This window comes from Collinsella acetigenes (assembly GCF_012844445.1).
In the GTDB taxonomy this organism is placed as follows: domain Bacteria; phylum Actinomycetota; class Coriobacteriia; order Coriobacteriales; family Coriobacteriaceae; genus Collinsella; species Collinsella acetigenes.
Genome location: NZ_JABBCP010000004.1, coordinates 46,429 through 64,072, shown reverse-complemented (window position 1 = coordinate 64,072; position 17,644 = coordinate 46,429). Strand labels below are relative to the sequence as shown.

Annotated in this window: 14 protein-coding genes; 5 read left to right on the top strand and 9 right to left on the bottom strand. The window is 60.8% G+C overall.

Going from position 1 to position 17,644, the window contains the following annotated elements:
- Window positions 1-99 precede the first annotated feature (99 nt).
- On the top strand, window positions 100-1,749 hold the full coding sequence (locus HF320_RS06140; protein WP_169277542.1) for a monomeric [FeFe] hydrogenase: 1,650 nt from the start codon (window positions 100-102) through the stop codon (window positions 1,747-1,749).
- Window positions 1,750-1,919: 170 nt separating this feature from the next.
- On the opposite strand, the gene pflB is transcribed toward HF320_RS06140, so the two are convergent.
- The 3 genes from pflB to HF320_RS06125 form a co-directional block, all read right to left on the bottom strand.
- Window positions 1,920-4,190 (bottom strand): formate C-acetyltransferase, encoded by a 2,271-nt coding sequence (gene pflB / locus HF320_RS06135; protein ID WP_169277541.1) that lies wholly within the window; start codon window positions 4,188-4,190, stop codon window positions 1,920-1,922.
- A 50-nt stretch (window positions 4,191-4,240) separates the two neighbouring features.
- A complete protein-coding gene (pflA, locus tag HF320_RS06130; protein ID WP_169277540.1) occupies window positions 4,241-4,972 on the bottom strand; it encodes a pyruvate formate-lyase-activating protein in 732 nt (243 codons plus the stop codon).
- Window positions 4,973-5,342: 370 nt separating this feature from the next.
- Window positions 5,343-6,086: a Crp/Fnr family transcriptional regulator gene (locus tag HF320_RS06125; protein ID WP_248276644.1), complete on the bottom strand. Its 744-nt coding sequence runs from the start codon at window positions 6,084-6,086 to the stop codon at window positions 5,343-5,345.
- A 429-nt stretch (window positions 6,087-6,515) separates the two neighbouring features.
- On the opposite strand from HF320_RS06125, the gene HF320_RS06120 reads away from it, so the two are divergent.
- Both HF320_RS06120 and HF320_RS06115 read left to right on the top strand, forming a co-directional pair.
- Entirely contained in the window at window positions 6,516-8,513 is a 1,998-nt protein-coding gene (locus tag HF320_RS06120) for a GTP-binding protein (RefSeq protein ID WP_169277539.1), read from the top strand.
- 83 nt (window positions 8,514-8,596) lie between these two features.
- Window positions 8,597-11,089 carry an excinuclease ABC subunit UvrA gene (locus HF320_RS06115; RefSeq protein ID WP_169277538.1) on the top strand — a complete coding sequence of 831 codons (2,493 nt, stop codon included), beginning with the start codon at window positions 8,597-8,599 and terminating at the stop codon, window positions 11,087-11,089.
- 92 nt (window positions 11,090-11,181) lie between these two features.
- Here the strand turns inward: HF320_RS06115 and HF320_RS06110 are convergent, their stop codons facing one another.
- The 3 genes from HF320_RS06110 to HF320_RS06100 all read right to left on the bottom strand — a co-directional run bounded on the left by HF320_RS06110 (window position 11,182) and on the right by HF320_RS06100 (window position 13,528).
- The gene (locus HF320_RS06110; protein WP_169277537.1) at window positions 11,182-12,312 is read right to left on the bottom strand and encodes a GTP-binding protein; all 1,131 of its coding nucleotides are present in this window, start codon (window positions 12,310-12,312) and stop codon (window positions 11,182-11,184) included.
- Window positions 12,313-12,493: 181 nt separating this feature from the next.
- Window positions 12,494-12,835 carry an arsenate reductase family protein gene (locus tag HF320_RS06105; RefSeq protein WP_169277536.1) on the bottom strand — a complete coding sequence of 114 codons (342 nt, stop codon included), beginning with the start codon at window positions 12,833-12,835 and terminating at the stop codon, window positions 12,494-12,496.
- A 69-nt stretch (window positions 12,836-12,904) separates the two neighbouring features.
- Window positions 12,905-13,528 carry a flavodoxin family protein gene (locus HF320_RS06100; RefSeq protein ID WP_169277535.1) on the bottom strand — a complete coding sequence of 208 codons (624 nt, stop codon included), beginning with the start codon at window positions 13,526-13,528 and terminating at the stop codon, window positions 12,905-12,907.
- Between the two features lie 106 nt (window positions 13,529-13,634).
- Between HF320_RS06100 and HF320_RS06095 the strand changes: the two genes are divergently transcribed.
- Window positions 13,635-14,513: a patatin-like phospholipase family protein gene (locus HF320_RS06095; RefSeq protein ID WP_211158991.1), complete on the top strand. Its 879-nt coding sequence runs from the start codon at window positions 13,635-13,637 to the stop codon at window positions 14,511-14,513.
- A gap of 107 nt (window positions 14,514-14,620) precedes the next feature.
- Window positions 14,621-15,631, top strand: a complete 1,011-nt coding sequence (locus HF320_RS06090; RefSeq protein WP_248276654.1) for a helix-turn-helix transcriptional regulator — start codon at window positions 14,621-14,623, stop codon at window positions 15,629-15,631.
- Window positions 15,632-15,748: 117 nt separating this feature from the next.
- Here the strand turns inward: HF320_RS06090 and HF320_RS06085 are convergent, their stop codons facing one another.
- Genes HF320_RS06085 through thiM form a run of 3 tightly spaced genes read right to left on the bottom strand, consistent with a single transcriptional unit; the run spans window position 15,749 to window position 17,596 of the window.
- Window positions 15,749-16,444: a thiamine phosphate synthase gene (locus tag HF320_RS06085; RefSeq protein ID WP_169277533.1), complete on the bottom strand. Its 696-nt coding sequence runs from the start codon at window positions 16,442-16,444 to the stop codon at window positions 15,749-15,751.
- Window positions 16,445-16,447: 3 nt separating this feature from the next.
- Window positions 16,448-16,756, bottom strand: a complete 309-nt coding sequence (locus HF320_RS06080; RefSeq protein ID WP_022386290.1) for a thiamine-binding protein — start codon at window positions 16,754-16,756, stop codon at window positions 16,448-16,450.
- Window positions 16,757-17,596 (bottom strand): hydroxyethylthiazole kinase, encoded by an 840-nt coding sequence (gene thiM, locus HF320_RS06075; protein ID WP_169277532.1) that lies wholly within the window; start codon window positions 17,594-17,596, stop codon window positions 16,757-16,759.
- Between the last annotated feature and the right edge of the window lie 48 nt (window positions 17,597-17,644).

Here is a 17,644-nt window from a genome sequence, read left to right as displayed (position 1 = left end):
TTTGATGTGAGGTGGGCATTTTTGCTTGCAGTGCCCCATGCTCAAGATATGACTCTACAATGATATATATCTGCTTGTCGTTCAAGAGGGGGGACGATTGTGAGCAACACGATGCGCGGGGTGTACACAGGCCTCGCAAAGATTCGCCGTACCGTTTTTTCCGAGGTGGCACGCCTGGCGTACCAGGGAGGAGCGGATGCCGAGGGCAACGGCGAGGGCAATGCCAGCGACTACAGTTGGGTCGATGAGCTGCCGTACAAAATCATTCCGGGTGACGTGGCCGCGTACCGCGAGAGCGTCTTTTTGGAGCGCGCCGTCGTGGGCGAGCGCATCCGTCTGGCAATGGGCCTGCCACTGCAGGGCATGGACAAGCCGGCAAAGCTTTCCGACGGGGTGGCCGAGGCGGCAAAGCCCGAGACGTACTATCAGCCGCCGCTCATCAACGTTATCAAGTTCGCATGCAACGCTTGCGAGGACAACGTCTATCGCGTGATGCCGAGCGCCTGTCAGGGTTGCTTGGCCCATCCGTGTCGCGAGATCTGTCCCAAGGGTGCTATCACCTTTAAGGACAAGAAGGCCTTCATCGATCACAGCAAGTGCATCAAGTGCGGACGCTGTGCGCAGGTTTGCCCGTATCAGGCCATCCATCACCATGTACGCCCCTGCGCGGAGGCTTGCGGCATGAACGCGATTGGCTCCGATGAGCACGGTCGTGCCCAGATCGATTACGACAAGTGCGTGAGCTGCGGGCAGTGCCTCGTCAACTGCCCCTTTGGTGCCATTGCCGATAAGAGCCAGATTTTCCAGGTGATTCAGGCCGTACGCGCCGGTGACGAGGTTATCGCCGAGGTCGCGCCTGCCTTTGTGGGTCAGTTTGGCGGCAAGGGCAATGTCGATAAGCTGCGAGAGGCCTTCCGCGACTTGGGATTCTCGGGCATGGAAGAGGTCGCTTTGGGTGCGGACCTGTGTGCCGTGCAGGAGGCGCGTGACTTTTTGGACGAGGTTCCCGAGAAGATTCCGTTTATGGGCACGAGTTGCTGTCCCGCATGGTCGGTCATGGCAAAAAAGGAGTTTCCGGAGCATGCCGACTGCGTCTCCATGGCACTGACCCCCATGACGTTGACAGCGCGTCTGATTCGCAAGCAGCATCCCAACGCCAAGATCGTATTCGTGGGACCGTGTGCTGCCAAGAAGCTTGAGGCCATGCGCCGCAGCGTGAAGAGCGAGGTCGACTTCGTGCTCACATTCGAGGAGATGGCGGGCATGATGGATGCGAAGGGCATCGATTACACCAAGCTCGCAGGCGAGGGGTCGAGCGACTTTGACGTGGCGAGCGCCGACGGCCGCGGCTTTGCCGTCTCGGGCGGTGTGGCCACAGCGGTTGCCAACGCGATTCATCGCGTGCATCCCGACCGCGAGGTGAAGGTTGCAAATGCCGAGGGCCTTTCCGAGTGCCGTAAGATGATGAAGATGGCCACGAAGGGCAAGTACGACGGCTATCTGCTTGAGGGTATGGCATGCCCGGGCGGATGCGTCGCAGGTGCGGGCACGCTCCAGGCCATCAACAAGACGACCGGCGCCGTGAAAATGTACGCAAAAAAGAGCCCCAATAAAAATGCCACGGATAACGAGTACATCGGCTATATTCCTGAGCTCGAGCGCCCGGGCGACGGTATTCACATCCATGCTGATGAAGCCGAGGCAATCGCCGTTCAAGAGACATTTGAGGCACAAAAGCCCCGGGAGTAGCATCCTGGTGCGCGCTTCTGCGCCGCGTTTTGCCTTATAGATGATGTTGCGTCCCCGATACCCTTATGGTGTCGGGGACGTTTTGCACGTGGTTGGTGCAAAGAAAAAGGCTCCCGCGCTTATGCACGGGAGCCTTTTGCATGAAGATGCGCTGGTGTAGGCAGCGAGTCTTACATGTGATCGTGGCAGGTACGAGCGATAACGTCGAGCTGCTGCTCACGGGTAAGGTCGATGAACTTAACAGCGTAGCCGGAGACGCGGATGGTGAAGTTAGCGTACTCGGGCTTCTCGGGATGCTCCATGGCGTCCTTAAGCTTCTCGACGCCAAAGACGTTGACGTTGAGGTGGTGAGCGCCGTTGGCGAAGTAGCCGTCCATGACGTTCACAAGGTTGGTCACGCGCTGCTCGTCATCGTTGCCAAGAGCAGACGGGTTGATGGTCTGCGTGTTGGAGATGCCGTCCAGAGCGTACTCGTAGGGGAGCTTGGCCACGGAGTTGAGGGAGGCAAGCAGGCCGTTCTGCTCAGCGCCGTATGCGGGGTTAGCACCCGGGGCAAACGGGGTGAACGCCTTGCGGCCGTCCGGGGTACCACCGGTAGCCTTGCCGTACACCACGTTGGAGGTGATGGTAAGGATGGAAGTGGTGGGCTCGGAGTTGCGATAGGTGTGATGCTTGGCGATCTTCTTCATGAAGGTCTTCAGCAGCCACACAGCGATGTCGTCGGCGCGCTCGTCGTCGTTACCGTACTTGGGGAAGTCGCCCTCGACCTCGTAGTCAACAACAACGCCCTGCTCGTCACGGACGGTCTTGACCTTGGCGTACTTGATAGCGCTGATGGAGTCGACCACGTGAGAGAAGCCGGCGATGCCAGTGGCGAAGGTACGACGCACGTTGGTGTCGATGAGAGCCATCTCGGCGGCCTCATAGTAGTACTTGTCGTGCATGTACTGGATGAGGTTCAGGATGTTGACGTACAGGTCGGCCAGCCAGTCCATCATCAGATCGAACTTGTGCATGACCTCGTCGTACTCGAGGTACTCGCTCGTGATAGGAGCGTACTCGGGGCCAACCTGCATGTGGTTGCCCTTCTTGTCCATGAACTTCTCGTCCTTACCACCGTTGATGGCGTAGTTGAGAGCCTTGGCGAGGTTGGCGCGAGCGCCAAAGAACTGCATCTCCTTGCCGGTCTCGGTAGCAGACACGCAGCAGCAGATGCTGTAGTCGTCGCCCCAGACCGGACGCATGACGTCGTCGTTCTCATACTGGATGGAAGAGGTGGTGACGGAGATCTTGGCAGCGTACTTGCGGAAGTTCTCGGGCAGACGCTTGCTGTAGAGAACCGTCAGGTTGGGCTCGGGGGCCGGACCCATGTTCTCCAGGGTGTGCAGGAAGCGGTAGTCGTTCTTGGTCACCATGTGACGGCCGTCCTGGCCAAGACCGGCAACCTCGAGCGTAGCCCAGACGGGGTCGCCGGAGAAGAGAGCCTGATAGGACGGAATACGAGCGAACTTGACGATACGCAGCTTGAGCACCAGGTGGTCGATGAGCTCCTGAGCCTCGGCCTCGGTAATCTTACCGGCAGCAAGGTCGCGCTGGATGTAGATGTCCAGGAAGGTGGAAACGCGGCCCACGGACATGGCGGCGCCGTTCTGGGTCTTGATGGCGGCCAGATAGCCAAAGTACAGCCACTGGACGGCTTCCTTGGCGTTGGTGGCCGGCTGGGAGATGTCGTAACCGTAGGCAGCGGCCATCTCCTTCATGCCCTTGAGGGCACGGATCTGCTCGGCGATCTCCTCGCGGGCACGCACGACGTCGTCGGTCATGGTACGGCCGCCGCAGTGGTTGAGGTCGTCCTGCTTGCCGGCGATCAGGCGATCGATACCGTAGAGAGCGACACGACGGTAGTCGCCGACGATGCGGCCGCGGCCATAGGTGTCGGGCAGACCAGTGATGACGTGGGAGTGACGAGCAGCGCGCATCTCGGGGGTGTACGCATCGAAGACGCCCTGGTTGTGGGTCTTGCGATACTCGTTGAAGATCTGGTTGTACTTGTCGTTGACATGGAAGCCGTAGTTCTCGGCAGCCTGCTGGGCCATCTTGATGCCGCCGTAGGGCATAAAGGCGCGCTTGAGCGGCTTGTCGGTCTGCAGACCCACAACCTGCTCCAGGTCCTTCATCTCAGGATCGATGTAGCCAGCGCCATAGGCGGTCAGGCCGGAAACGATCTCGGTTTCGCACTCGAGAACGCCATTGTTAGCGCGCTCGGCTGCCTGAAGCTCCTGGACCTTGCCCCAGAGCTTGTCGGTCGCGTCGGTCGGACCGGCCAGGAAGGAGTCATCGCCATCATAGGCGGTGTAGTTGCGCTGGATGAAGTCGCGGACGTTGATGTCGTCCACCCAGTGACCTCCGGTAAAGCCATTCCACTCGTCGCGTAGTGCCATGTATGCCTCCTTGCATTCTCGTGCCGATTCCTGTTCGGCACGTTGATTACCTACATCTCGCCCCGTAGAATCCTTTGCGCACGCTCGGTGCGCTCGGGCGTCGGGGGGTCGACGTCACGAAGTTTGTAAGGGATGTTTAGCTCATCCCACTTGAAGATGCCCAGCGTGTGGTAGGGCAGAACCTCGACGCGTTTGACGCAATTGCCCAGCTCGGCGATAAAGTCGCGTGTGCGATACAGGTACTCGTCGACATCGGTGATGCCGGGAACGAGCACGTGACGAATCCAGAGCGGCTGACCGATCTGGCTCAAGTAGCGCAGGCAGTCGAGGATATTGGCGTTGTCGCGCCCGGTGAGCTTTTTGTGCTCCTCGGGGTCGATGTGCTTGATGTCTGCCATCACCAGGTCGCACACGTCCATCAGCTTGGTAAACGTGCCAAAGTACGGCTCGTTGCGCGTGAAGGGTGCAAGCGAGGTGTCGAGGCAGGTGTTGATGCCGCGTGCTTTTGCTTTGGTGAAAAGATCGAGCACGAACTCGGTTTGAAGCAGAGCCTCGCCGCCTGAGACGGTGATGCCGCCCTCTGGACCCCAGTAGCTACGGTAGCGTTCGGCTCGATCGAGAAGCTCATCGGCTTCGATCATCTCAGCGCCTTCTGCCGCCCAAGTGTCCGGGTTGTGGCAATAGCTGCAACGCATAGGGCAGCCCTTGAGGAAAATGATAAAGCGCACGCCGGGGCCGTCGGCCGAGCCAAATGATTCCGTGGAATGGACACGTCCCTGCATCGTCGCTCCTCTCGTCACGTCGGTGCCGCAGCGGGTTTCGCTTTTGAACCCGTGCAAAGCATGCGTCAGTACAAGGGCAATGTACTGTGTCCCGCAGGGGCGTTCCTTGATTAGAATCAAGTAACGAGAAAAAATCAGGAAATTTTAAAGCGCTGGAAAGGAGGCGTGGAGATTCGTTAGAGAAATGACCATATGAACAATGTTCACAGGTAGATAGGGATTTTTGACGAGTGTCTTGGGGTGAGGGAGCACCGCGTACTGAGGCGTCCGGGTTCGGCGGCGCATTTCCAGACGAATGCGTAGCGGGCAGGTGGGTAGGCGGCAGGTGGGTTTCGCTTATGCCCATGGGTATTGTGTGCCAGGAAGCTCGCTAGTCCTCGTGGTGCGCGACCTCTGCGAGTCCGTCGCGATTGAGCACGAGCAGCTTGCCTCGGCCCACGCGTTTGACAAGGCCTTCGCGGACAAACTGCGCCACGTGGCGCGAGACGGTCTCGGGGCGCAGGCCTACGGAGTTGGCAATATCTTCGAGGCGCATGTTGATTTCAGGGCCTACGCAGCTGTGGTCGCGCAGCAGCAGGTACTCGGCAAGACGGCGACGCGGGTTGCGGATACCCAGCATCATGGTCTTTTCTTCCGCGTGATCGAGCTCGGTGCATACCATGCGGATCAAGCCGAGTGCCACGCTGGGGTGATTGGCGAGCATGGTCTCGAAGTCGGCGCGATGAATACGGCACAGCTGCACGCGCGTGAGGCATTCAACAGAATAGTGGTAGATATGGTCTTTGAGAAACATGCCATACCAGAGAGCCTGGCCGTCATGCAGCACGTCGAGAACATATTCCTTGCCGCCCGGGGTGGTTCGATAGGTCTTGATGCGCCCCGAGCGCACGACAATGATCGACTCGATGGGGTCGCCTTCATGCACGATGATGGACCCGCTTTCATGTGTCGAGTGGCGCGAACAGGCAAGCAGCTCGCGCTTGGCATCGGCGGGAAGGTCGGCAAACAGGCGGATGTTTTCCATGCACGATGACCCTGCGCGCGAGAAAGCGCAGTTATGGCCCGCGCCGGCGCAAACTCGCCCGGCTTGGTTCATGCTTAGCTTGTCATCCATATGCGCATCTCCGATTACACGCAGTAATACGTTGGAGTTTATTGTCACACAAAAGGCGCGGCGGCGGTATGGTATGCGGCTGTACTGGATGCGCGGCTGGGCATGGAGCCGTGGTTGAGCTGGGCATAGAGCTGCGCCGGGTCGGACGGCAAATAAAACCCACGCACAAACGTCAACTTTTTGGCAAAAATAAGGAAAAGTGAACGTTTGTGCGCGGGTTTTGGTTGCAGTGTGGTGTGCGACAATGGGCGGCATATGGAGCGGCAGCAACGGCCGTGGCGATAGACGTGGCGACTGCCGTGGCGATGCCCGCGGGCGACTACCGTGGGCGATGGACGTGGCGACAGCCGCGGGCACTCGGCATCGGCCTCGACGCGCGGCCGTCGCGGCAACATGGTCGAAACGGAATCTGAATTGCGAGGGGAAAGCATGAAGCAGGCAGTTATCGGCATCTTGGCGCATGTGGATGCAGGTAAGACCACGCTTGCCGAGGCAATGCTCTTCGACGCGGGGCAAATCCGCACCCGCGGACGCGTCGATAACGGCGACTCGCACCTGGATACCGATGCAATCGAGCGCGAGCGCGGCATCACCATCTTCTCTTCGCAGGCAGTGACCGAGCGCGGGGATACGCGCTTCATGCTCGTCGACGCCCCAGGGCATGTCGATTTTTCTGCCGAAGCGGAACGAACACTCCAGGCGCTCGATTACGCGATTCTGGTCGTTGGCGCCAACGATGGCATCCAGGGACACACCGAGACGCTGTGGCGCCTGCTCGACCGCTACAACATCCCTGCGTTCATCTTCGTCAACAAGATGGATTTGGAGAACTCCGGGCGCGAGGCGATCGCTGCCGAGCTGCAACGTCGTTTGGGCGAGGGCTGCTTGGATGCCGAGGAGCTTTTGTCGGAAGGCCCTGCGCAAGAGGCCGCCGCCGCGCTTGACGAGGGGGCTCTCGAAGAATATCTGGACGAGGGATCGCTCTCGCTGCCGACGCTTTGCCGTCTGGTGCGCGGGCGCGCCCTCTTCCCGTGCTTTTACGGATCGGCCCTCAAGGACCAGGGCGTGGCCGAGCTGTTGGATGGTATGGGCAAGCTAATCGAGGAACGCGCCTGGCCTGGCGATTTTGCCGCGCGCGTATACCGAGTGAGCCATGGTGACCATGGGGAGCGCCTTGCCTGGCTCAAGGTAACCGGCGGTGTTCTCCGCGCAAAACAGCTGGTAGAGGGGATTGCCGCGAGCGAGGCATGGCGCGACAAGATAGATCAGGTGCGCATTTACAACGGTTCGAGGTTCGAGCTTGCGCAGGAAGTTCCCGCGGGTAGCATCTGCGCCGTCACCGGTCTTTCCCATGTGCGGCCGGGCGATGCTTTGGGTGCGGAGCCTGCGGGAATCTCGCCGATGATCGCGCCGGTTCTCACCTATACCGTGCTTCCCGGCGAGCAAGACGTCCATGCCGTCTATGTCGCGCTTTCCGAGTTAGCGGACGAGGACCCCATGCTCGGCGTGAACTGGAACACCCATCTGGAGCAAATCCATCTGCAGCTTATGGGAGCGGTGCAGCTGGAGGTGGTCGAGCGTTTGCTTGCCGACCGCTTTGGCCTTGCGGTCAGCTTTGCGCCGGGCGGCATTCTCTATAAAGAGACGATTGCCCAGGCGGTTGAGGGTGTGGGACACTTTGAGCCGCTGCGCCACTATGCCGAGGTGCACCTGCGTCTGGAACCGTTGTCGGCAGGCTCGGGTGTGGAATTTGGCACCGTGACCTCGACCGACGAGCTTGACCTCAATTGGCAGCGCCTGGCGCTCACCAATGCCATGGAGCGCGAGCATCTGGGCGTGCTCACGGGCTCGCCCATAACCGACATGCGCATCACGCTCACGGGTGGCCGCGCGCATGCAAAGCATACCGAGGGCGGGGACTTTCGCCAGGCTACATATCGTGCCATTCGCCAGGGACTGATGGAGGCGCAGGCGATGGGTGCCGCTGTGCTGCTGGAGCCGTGGTATCGCTTTGAGCTCGACGTGCCGGGCGAGTGCGTGGGCCGTGCGCTTGCCGATCTTACGCGCATGGGTGCCGAATACGAACCTCCTGTGATAGCGGGGGAGCGCGCGACCCTCAGTGGGCGCGTTCCGGCGTCTGAGGTGCAGGATTACGCGCTTGACGTTGCTGCCTATACAAGCGGCCTCGGTCGCCTTTATCTGGAGCTTTCCGGCTACGCGCCATGCCATGACGCCGAGTGTGTGATTGAGCAGACCGCCTACGAGCCTGAGGCCGACCTGCCCAACACGCCCGACTCTGTCTTTTGCTCCCATGGTGCCGGCTACACCGTCAAATGGAACGATGTTCCCGCTGCGGCACATGTACGCGTCGACTCTGCCACCTTCCGCCCCTGGCGCCCGGCAGACGCCGAGTTCTTTGGTCGCTAAAACTGGCTATATGGAGTGGCCGGCTCGACGTTAAGCGTGTCGTGCAGGAATGATTGAGAATGAGAATGATGAGGGAGTGTCCGATGTCCGAACAACCGACTCCAGATGCAATCGAGGTGCGCGGTGCACGCGTCCATAACCTGAAAGATATCGACATCGACATTCCGCTGGGGAAGCTTGTGGGCATCGCCGGTGTCTCGGGTTCGGGCAAGAGCTCGTTGGCACTGGGCGTGCTCTATGCCGAAGGATCGCGCCGCTATCTGGAAGCGCTCAGCACCTACACACGCCGTCGCCTTACGCAGGCCGAACATGCACAGGTGGACGAGGTGCTGCACGTGCCGGCGGCCTTGGCGCTGCACCAGCGCCCCAGCGTGCCAGGCGTGCGCTCGACCTTTGGCACCATGACCGAGCTCAACAACAGTCTGCGCTTGCTCTTTAGCCGCTGCGCACATCACGTGTGTCCTCACTGCGGTGCGCGTGTGGAGCCGAGCCTCAACGTGGCGGCAGGCCTGCCGCTCAGGTGTCCGACGTGTGGGCACGAGTTCTACGCACCGGGTGCCGAGGACCTGGCGTTCAACAGCAGCGGTGCGTGCCCAACTTGTGGCGGCACCGGTATCACGCGCGAGGTGGACGAGGCGAGTTTGGTTCCCGATGAGACCAAGACCATCGATGAGGGCGCGGTGCTTCCCTGGGGCTCGCTCATGTGGGATCTCATGAAGCAGGTTGCCGGCGAGATGGGCGTGCGTACCGATGTGCCATTCAACCAGCTGACTCCTGCCGAGCGCGACATCGTCTTTCACGGACCGGCCGAGAAGAAGCACATTCTCTACGTTCCCAAGAACGGCCAGGGTGCCACGCCGCTCGACTTCACCTATTACAACGCGGTCTATACCGTCGAAAACGCACTCGCCAAAGTTAAGGACGATAAGGGGCTCAAGCGCGTGGCGCGTTTCCTGCGCGAGGGGCCGTGCCGTGATTGCGTTGGCACGAGGCTTTCGGCTGTGGCGCGACGCCCCCAGGTGCGGGGCGTCGACCTGGCACAGGCTGCTGCCATGACGCTGGGCGAGGCAATCGAGTGGGTGCGCGGCGTGCCCGCATCCCTGCCCGCCGAGATGCAGCCCATGGCAACGGATATCTGCGATTCGTTTTTGTCGACGGCGCGTCGCCTGGTCGATCTGGGCCTGGACTACCTCGCACTCGATCGTGCTGGCTCCACGCTCTCGACGGGGGAGCGACAGCGCGTGCAGCTTGCCCGCGTGGTGCGCAACCGCTCGACCGGCGTGCTCTACGTGCTGGACGAGCCTTCGATCGGTCTGCACCCGGCCAATGTTGACGGCCTGGTGAGTGTCATGCGCGATTTGGTTGCAGACGGCAACACGGTGGTGGTTGTCGATCACGACACGCGTGTGCTTACGCAAGCCGATTATCTGGTCGAGATGGGCCCTGCTGCTGGAGCCGTCGGTGGCAATGTGCTCGCGGCGGGTACGGTCGACGAGGTGGCCGCTGCCCCCAAGAGTCGCATCGCTCCGTTTTTGCGTACGTCTCCACGGCGCCTGCGCCCGATAATCGCCGAAGACAAGCTGTTTGACCATGGGCACATTCGCATAGCGACGGGTGCGGTCCATACGGTGAAGCCCCTTGAGGTTGACATTCCCCGCGGCCGTTTGACGGCGGTCACGGGTGTTTCTGGCTCGGGTAAGACCACGCTTGTGCTCGAGACGCTCATTCCTGCCCTCAAAGCTCAGGCAGCAGGCGAGCGCATGCCGAGCCATGTACGCTGGATCGATGCCGAGGGGATCGCTCGCGCGAACCTTATCGATGCGACGCCCATTGGCGCTAACGTGCGCTCGACGGTCGCGACCTATGCCGATATCCACGACGAGCTACGCCGTGCCTACGCACGCACGCCCGAGGCTAAGGAGGCTGGCTATAAGGCGGGCGCCTTTAGCTACAACACCGGAACCCTGCGCTGTCCCACCTGCGACGGCACGGGCGCCATCTCGCTTGACGTGCAGTTCCTGCCCGATGTCGAGATCGTTTGTCCCGCGTGCCGCGGTTCGCGCTATGCCGAGGCCGCCTCGCATATTCATCGCGAGAGCGCAGATGGCAGTCTCCTTACGCTGCCGCAGCTCATGGACATGAGCGTGGACGAGGCGCTCGATGCGACGCTGGGTCTCAAGAAGGTCCAGACGCGTTTGCAAACCTTGCACGATTTGGGGCTCGGCTACCTGACGCTCGGCGAGCCCACGCCGGCGCTTTCGGGAGGTGAGGCTCAGCGCCTTAAGCTTGCAAGCGAGATGGGCCGTGTGCAAGACGATGCCGTCTTTGTGTTCGACGAGCCTACGATTGGCTTGCATCCGCTTGATGTCGAGGTTCTGCTGGGCGTTTTTGACGGTCTGGTTTCCAAGGGCGCAACCGTTGTGGTGATCGAGCATGACCTCGACCTTATCCGCAATGCCGACTACGTGATCGACATGGGGCCCGGCGGCGGTGATGCCGGGGGCAGAATCGTTTGTGCGGGGACGCCCGCTGCGGTTGCAGCGTTTCCCAAGAGCGTCACCGGTCGCTACCTGTAGTTTCCCAACACATTCTTGCATGCAAAAAGCCGCTACGAGGGCAATTCCTCGCAGCGGCTCGCTGTACGCAAAGGATGGATGCGCTTGGTCTCTTAAGCGCGGTGCCAATCGGTCAGGCACGCGTCGAGGCCGGCGATGACGGCATCCTTATCCATATGGCGGCCGATGATGCACAGGCGCGTCTCGCGGTCGCCCACCTCGTCGTCCCAATAGTCACGAAGCTCGGGATTGTCGGCAATGATCTGCTGCTTTTCGTCCTCGGGCGCGGAATCCACAAACAGGCCATTCTCCATCAGGCGCATCTGATGGCCCGCCTGCTCAAAGATGTAGCACATGTCGGGATTGGCGTTTTGCCACAGCGGACCCTTGGCGCGAATGACTGCGTCGGGCCAGTCCTGCTCCACAAAGTCGGTGAATTTCTCCAGGTCAAAGGGCTTGCGGCGAGCGTAGACAAAGGTCTCGATGTCGTATTCCAGCACCTCGGGGTCGTCGTGCTCCTCGGGATGCTCCATGGCCTCGACCCAAGCGGCGGACTTATAGGCGCGGCTAAAGTCAAAGCGGTCGGTATCCAGCAGCTCGTCCATGGGGACATTGCCCTGCTCGGCCTCCACGATCACGGCGTCCTTTTGCAGGCCGCGCACGATGGCCTTGAGCTCGGCGATTTGCTCGGGCGTCACGGTGTCGGTCTTGTTGAGCACGAGTGTGGTGCAAAACTCGATCTGCTGGATCAGCAGGCTCTCGATGTCGTCCTCGTCGATATTCTCGGCCAGCAGGTCGCGGCCGCCGTTGAACTCATCGTACATGCGCGCGCAGTCCACCACGGCAACGATGTTGTCGAGCGCGAGCAGGGGCTCGCCGTCGGTCTTGGCGTCGTCGCAGAAGGAGGAAATGGTGTAAGCGATGGGGATGGGCTCGCAGATGCCGGAAGCCTCGATGATGATGTAGTCGAAGTCGCCGGATTCGGCGATGCCCTGCAGCTGGTTGGCGAGGTCTTCGGACAGCGTGCAGCAGATGCAGCCGTTGGTGAGGGGGATGAGGTCGTCTGCCTCGGAAAGGCCGCCGTCGGCGATAAGATCGGCATCGACGTTGATCTCGCCGATGTCGTTGACGATCACGGCGGCACGGATACCGCCATCGTTTTCGAGGATATGGTTGAGCAAGGTGGTCTTGCCGGCACCGAGGTAACCGGTGAGCATCACGATCTTGACAGGCTTGTTGGGCATGGGCCCTCCTTTGTTAGTCGCAGCTGACAGGTGAATCTTAGAACAGACCGCGCCTTATGTACCCGCCTGCGGGATAAAATCACAGAGAGGTTTGCACATGCCGAAAAAACAGCCGCGGGCCACCTGTGGGTTGGGCTTGCCTGCGGCTGCGATAACGAGCGTTTGCGCGTGGGCGGTGTGTCTACTCCCAGGTCTTCCAAACGTCGGGGGCGTAGCCGACGGTGGCGGCACGTCCGTTGCGCACGATGGGCTCCGCGAGCACCTGCTGGTTTTCGAGCAGCTTGTCGAAGCGCTGGCTCTCGGCTAGATGCTGCACGAGTGCCAGTGTGTCCTGGTCTTTTGCCTTGGGGTCCAGCAGCGCATCGATGCCGCCCACGGCGCGCATCACGCTTTGCAGTTCGCCCTTGCTCATCTCCTTCTCGCGCAGGTCGATGAATTGGACCTTGATGCGGCGCTCCTTGAAATAGCGCTGCGCCTTCTTGGTGTCGAAGCTCTTCTTGGTGCCAAAGATCTGAATGTTCACGATGTCTGCCTCTTCGTTGGAGTGCGTCTGCCTTGCGACATGGTATCGCACGGCGAGCGCGAAAGGACACTAACGAATGAAGTTCGTCCTTTCGCGCTCCGGCTCGGGCACGGTGATGCCCGCGGCGCGCCCCGTTTCGATGCATTTGAGCATCCATGCCATGTTGCGGCCCAGGTTGCGCATGGTTGCCATGCCCTCGGCGTCCTGAAGGGCTTCTTCGGGTGCGCCTCCAAAGGCGACGTTCCAGTAGGTGGAGGAGACGACGGGCATTTGGTTGATGGTGAAGTACTTGTTGAGTACGTCGACGCTGGCGCACGTTCCTGCGCGGCGAGCGACGGCGATGGATGCTCCGGGCTTGTGAGCGAAGGCGGCGCTGCCGGCGTAGAAAGCGCGATCGAGGAGGGAGAGGATGCGTCCCGAAGGATGCGCGTAATAGACCGGTGTGCCAAAGACAAAGCCGTCGGCCTGGGCGGCGAGGTTTAGAAACTCGTTAACGGGATCGTCGTCAAAGACGCAGTGGCCATCGAGGTCGGAGCATCGATTGCAGGCAATGCAATCACGATACGCGCCGGCACCGAGCTGGAAGATTTGGGTATCGATGCCTTCGGTCTCGAGTGCCTGCGCTATCTGCTGTAGCGCTGTCGCTGTGTTTCCATGCACCCTGGCGCTGCCGTTAACCAATAGAACCTTCATGGGCCCTCCCCGGTATTTCGTGTACACGCCCCGGATTATCGCACGTTACTAGGCACATGTGCTCGCGACTCAGGCGTATACTGTCGCGCATCGAGAAAGAGGACGAATGCAACAGACGATTTCTACTGCGGATCTGCCGCGCCGTACCGGCGTGGTGCTCGAGGGCGGAGGCTTTCGAGGCCTCTACACCGCCGGCGTGCTTGACGTGTGGATGGAGCACGGCGTTACTGCCGATGGAACGGTGGGAGTCTCGGCAGGTGCTGCCTTTGGATACAATTTCAAGTCCCGCCAGGTCGGACGCGTGCTGCGCTACAACACGGCCTATGCTGCCGATTCGCGCTATGCGAGTTTGCGAAATTGGCTGCGTACGGGCGATTTGTACAGTCGTGACTTTGCCTATGACGAGGTCCCGCTCGTGCTCGACCCGGTGGATACCGAGACATTTTGCTCCTGGCCCATGCGCTTTACGGCGGTGGCGACCGACATCAACACGGGCGAGGCGGTCTATCACGACCTCGAACACGGCGATGCGAGCGACATCGAGTGGATTCGCGCATCGGCATCGATCCCCGTGCTGTCGCGTCCCGTGAAGCTCGACGGCCGCGCGCTTTTAGATGGCGGTGCTGCCGACTCCATTCCTGTGGCATGGATGCGCGATCAGGGCTATCAAAAGATCGCCGTCGTACTTACCCAGCCGCGGGGGTATCGCAAAAAGCCCAATCGCATGATGCCCATCCTGCGACTTTGGCTGCATCGATATCCGCACTTGGTGGAGCTGCTCGCGCATCGTCACGAGCAGTACAATGCGTGTCTCAAGATGATTGAGCGCCTTGAGCGGGAGGGAACAGTATTTGTGATTCGCCCCAGCCGGGACGTAAGCGTACCCGCCATATGTAAAGACCCGCAAAAGCTCAAAGAGATATACGAGGTGGGACGCGCCGATGCGCTGGGCCGTCTTGACGAGCTTCAGGCATTTTTTGCATAAGGTCCGACGCCTGCGGCATAGAATAAACTTTGATTTCGAGCCGGATGCCCAGCCGGCGTTATCATTTGGGTACGCGATGAACGCGAGGGGAGGTTGCTGTGAGCCAGATGCAAGACGACTCTTGGCGATTCCCCATGTCGCTTATGTGCTCGGCGTTTGAATCGGGGATGCTTGATTACACGCTTGCCCAGATGCCCAAGGACGGTTTTGGGGCCATTGCACATGCCGAGGCATTCTATTATCGGGGCCTTCCCGATGATGCTTGTCGCCTGGCAGAACCCTATCTGACCTCGGATGATCTGTCACTTCGGCTTTCGGCGTGCCTGATTTGCGCCTATGCGAACCTGTCGCTCAACCGATCGGTGACTGCCCGACGTTGCCTCAGGCATCTTGAGGAGACGGGAAAGGACCCGCGCGTTACCGAGAATCCGCGTGCTCGCGCCTCGTATATGCTCTTTGAGGCGAGCGCCTGCGTGCTGCTGCATTTTCCCTCTCCGGTATCGCGGGAGGAATTCAACTCATATGCCGCGCTGCTTCCCGAGGGCTTGCGCCTGTTTGCGACGTATGCGCTGGCGCATCGCTCCTACCTTGAGGGCGATTACGGGCGCTGCGTGGGCATGGCCGAAAACGCCTTGTCGATGAAGCAGGGGAGCTATCCTGTGGCGGAGATCTTTTTGCACCTGATAACTGCTGTGGGGTGGATCAACCAGCATGATACCGATCGTGCCAAGGCACATTTCGTACGTGCCTGGCATATAGCGCAGCTCGACGATTTGATCGAGATGCTCGGTGAACACCATGGGCTTTTGCAAGGCGTGCTCGAATCGTGTCTCAAAAAAGACTTCCCGCGGGACCTTGCGCGCATCATCAAGATTACCGATCGTTTTAGCCGCGGGTGGCGAAGCGTCCATAACCCCACGGCGGGGGCAAGCGTTGCGGACAATCTGACGACGACGGAATTCGCTATCTCCATGTTGGCCTGTCGCGGGTGGACAAACGACGAAATCGCTGCTCATCTGCAGATATCGCGCGGGACGGTAAAGAACCGCCTGTCGAGCGCCTATGCCAAATTGGGTATTTCGAGCCGTGCTGCATTGAGGCAGTTTATGCTGCTGTAGGAGGCGGGCTCGTTATCGCCGGCGAGAGCGTCCCGGCGGGCTTACATGAACAAAAAGGGGCCATCGAGTCGCGCCGATGACCCCAATTATGTGTATGGGCTGCCTGTCCTGCGTTTTCTATGCTTGACGCCAGGTCTCAACGAGCTCTGCCGCTGCTGCGTGCGGATCGGGCGCGCTGCAGACTGCGGAGACGACGAAGAACCCCTCGACGCCCGTGGCCTTGAGGGCGGGCAGATCTGCTGCCTTCACGCCGCCGCCAACCACGATGGGCCGCGGGCTGACCTCATGTAGGGCGCGCAGGTCGTCGAAATCCTGCGTGATGATGCTGCCGTCGGAGGTGAGTCCGGCGTCTTTTTTGGTCGCCGTCTCATGCAGGGGACCGACGCCCAGGTAGTCGACAAGGCTCATGTCCGCTGTCTTCACGTACTCGAGCATCTCCTCGCAGCGGGCGGAGAGGCCCACGATGGCGTCGGGTCCTAAAAGCTTGCGGCACACGTCCACGGGGATGTCGGATTGGCCCACATGCACGCCGTCGCACTTGATGCCGCGCTCGCGGGCGGCAAGCACTGCATCGAGGCGGTCGTCGATGAGCAGCGCCACCTGGTCGCTCTTGCCTGCGCGGGCGATGACATCTGCCGCCTGTGCCGTGTATTCGATGAGGTCGCGCACGGAGCAGACCTTGGAACGAATCTGCATGCAGGTAAAACCGGCATCGAGGGCCTGCTCCACCACGTCTGCAACGGGACGTCCCAGGGTGTTTTCGGGTCCCAGTACCAGGTATGCCGAGATATCCAGATTGTCGCGCATACTCATTGTCTATGCCTCCTGTGCTTTGAGCTGGGCGTCCAGACGCTCCAGCTTGCCGTCCATCATGTGATCGAAGCCCGGTCGCACATCTGCCTTGAGCACGACCTCGGTGCGAATGCCCTTTTCTGCCAAGACAAAAGTGGCATCCTTGACCACCTGCATGACTTCGTCCCATTCGCCTTCAATCTCGGTGAACATCGAGGTCGTGCGGCTGGGAAGGCCGGACTCGCGGATAACGCGCACGACTTCTGCCACCTCGGCCGAAAGCTCGTCGCCCGTGCCGCAAGGCGCGATGGCAACAGCGATAAGCGTGTTCATCTAGGCCTCCTCGACGGACATCGGGTTTGCGGCGATCTCTTCGCCCGTGGCGCGATAGAGCTCATCGATAAAAGTGACCTTGAAGCTTGCGGGCGCGGTGGCCACGGCTGCGGCGCGCGTGCCGGCGAGGTTGTAGTGGGACGTGCCGGCAACCGCCGCGGTAAAGGCGTCGGCGCAGGTGGCGTAGACGGCAAGCACGCCGCCCTGAGAGCAGCCGCAGCCCGTGATCTTGGACATGAGCTCGCTGCCTCCGTGCGAGCGCACGACGGTGGTGCCATCGGTCACAAGGTCGACCTCGCCGGAGACTACCACGGCACCACCCGTGTAGCGGGCGAGCGCGACGGCAGCCTCGCGTGCGGCGTCAACGCCGTCGGTGGTGTCCACGCCGCGAGGACGGTCGAGGGCGTCTTCGGCGCCAAGGAGGTCCCACAGACTTGCGAGAGCGATGATCTCGGAGGCGTTGCCGCGAACGATGGTGGGCTTGTAGGGCTTGAGCTCTTCGAGCAGCTTGGTGCGCAGGCTGCCAATGCCCAGGCCTACCGGGTCGAGCACCCATGCCTTGCCGGCGTCGTGTGCGGCCTTGGCCGTTGCGGGGATAGTCTGCTCATAAATGGGGAAGAGCGTTCCCATGTTGAGATACACGGCGTTGCCGGCTGCCACGAGAGCCTCGCCCTCGTCGGGCAGATAGACCATGGCTGCCGAGCCGCCCACGGCGAGCTGGGCGTTTGCCACAAAGTCGATGGTTACGGTGTTGGTGATGGAACCCGCCATGGGGTTGGTCTCGCGCACCTTGTGTGCGGCGGCCGCAACGGCGGCTTTAATCTGGTTCTTTTCGATCATGCATGCCTCCCTAGGCTTTTGGGGATGCTGCACGTAAAGCTACAGTGT

Excerpts from the sequence above, each read along its gene's own strand:
- pflB (WP_169277541.1), bottom strand. The coding sequence starts at position 4,190 with ATGGCACTACGCGACGAGTGGAATGGCTTTACCGGAGGTCACTGGGTG.
- pflA (WP_169277540.1), bottom strand. The coding sequence starts at position 4,972 with ATGCAGGGACGTGTCCATTCCACGGAATCATTTGGCTCGGCCGACGGC.
- HF320_RS06125 (WP_248276644.1), bottom strand. The coding sequence starts at position 6,086 with ATGGATGACAAGCTAAGCATGAACCAAGCCGGGCGAGTTTGCGCCGGC.
- HF320_RS06120 (WP_169277539.1), top strand. The coding sequence starts at position 6,516 with ATGAAGCAGGCAGTTATCGGCATCTTGGCGCATGTGGATGCAGGTAAG.
- HF320_RS06115 (WP_169277538.1), top strand. The coding sequence starts at position 8,597 with ATGTCCGAACAACCGACTCCAGATGCAATCGAGGTGCGCGGTGCACGC.
- HF320_RS06110 (WP_169277537.1), bottom strand. The coding sequence starts at position 12,312 with ATGCCCAACAAGCCTGTCAAGATCGTGATGCTCACCGGTTACCTCGGT.
- HF320_RS06100 (WP_169277535.1), bottom strand. The coding sequence starts at position 13,528 with ATGAAGGTTCTATTGGTTAACGGCAGCGCCAGGGTGCATGGAAACACA.
- HF320_RS06095 (WP_211158991.1), top strand. The coding sequence starts at position 13,635 with ATGCAACAGACGATTTCTACTGCGGATCTGCCGCGCCGTACCGGCGTG.
- HF320_RS06090 (WP_248276654.1), top strand. The coding sequence starts at position 14,621 with ATGCAAGACGACTCTTGGCGATTCCCCATGTCGCTTATGTGCTCGGCG.
- HF320_RS06085 (WP_169277533.1), bottom strand. The coding sequence starts at position 16,444 with ATGAGTATGCGCGACAATCTGGATATCTCGGCATACCTGGTACTGGGA.
- HF320_RS06080 (WP_022386290.1), bottom strand. The coding sequence starts at position 16,756 with ATGAACACGCTTATCGCTGTTGCCATCGCGCCTTGCGGCACGGGCGAC.
- thiM (WP_169277532.1), bottom strand. The coding sequence starts at position 17,596 with ATGATCGAAAAGAACCAGATTAAAGCCGCCGTTGCGGCCGCCGCACAC.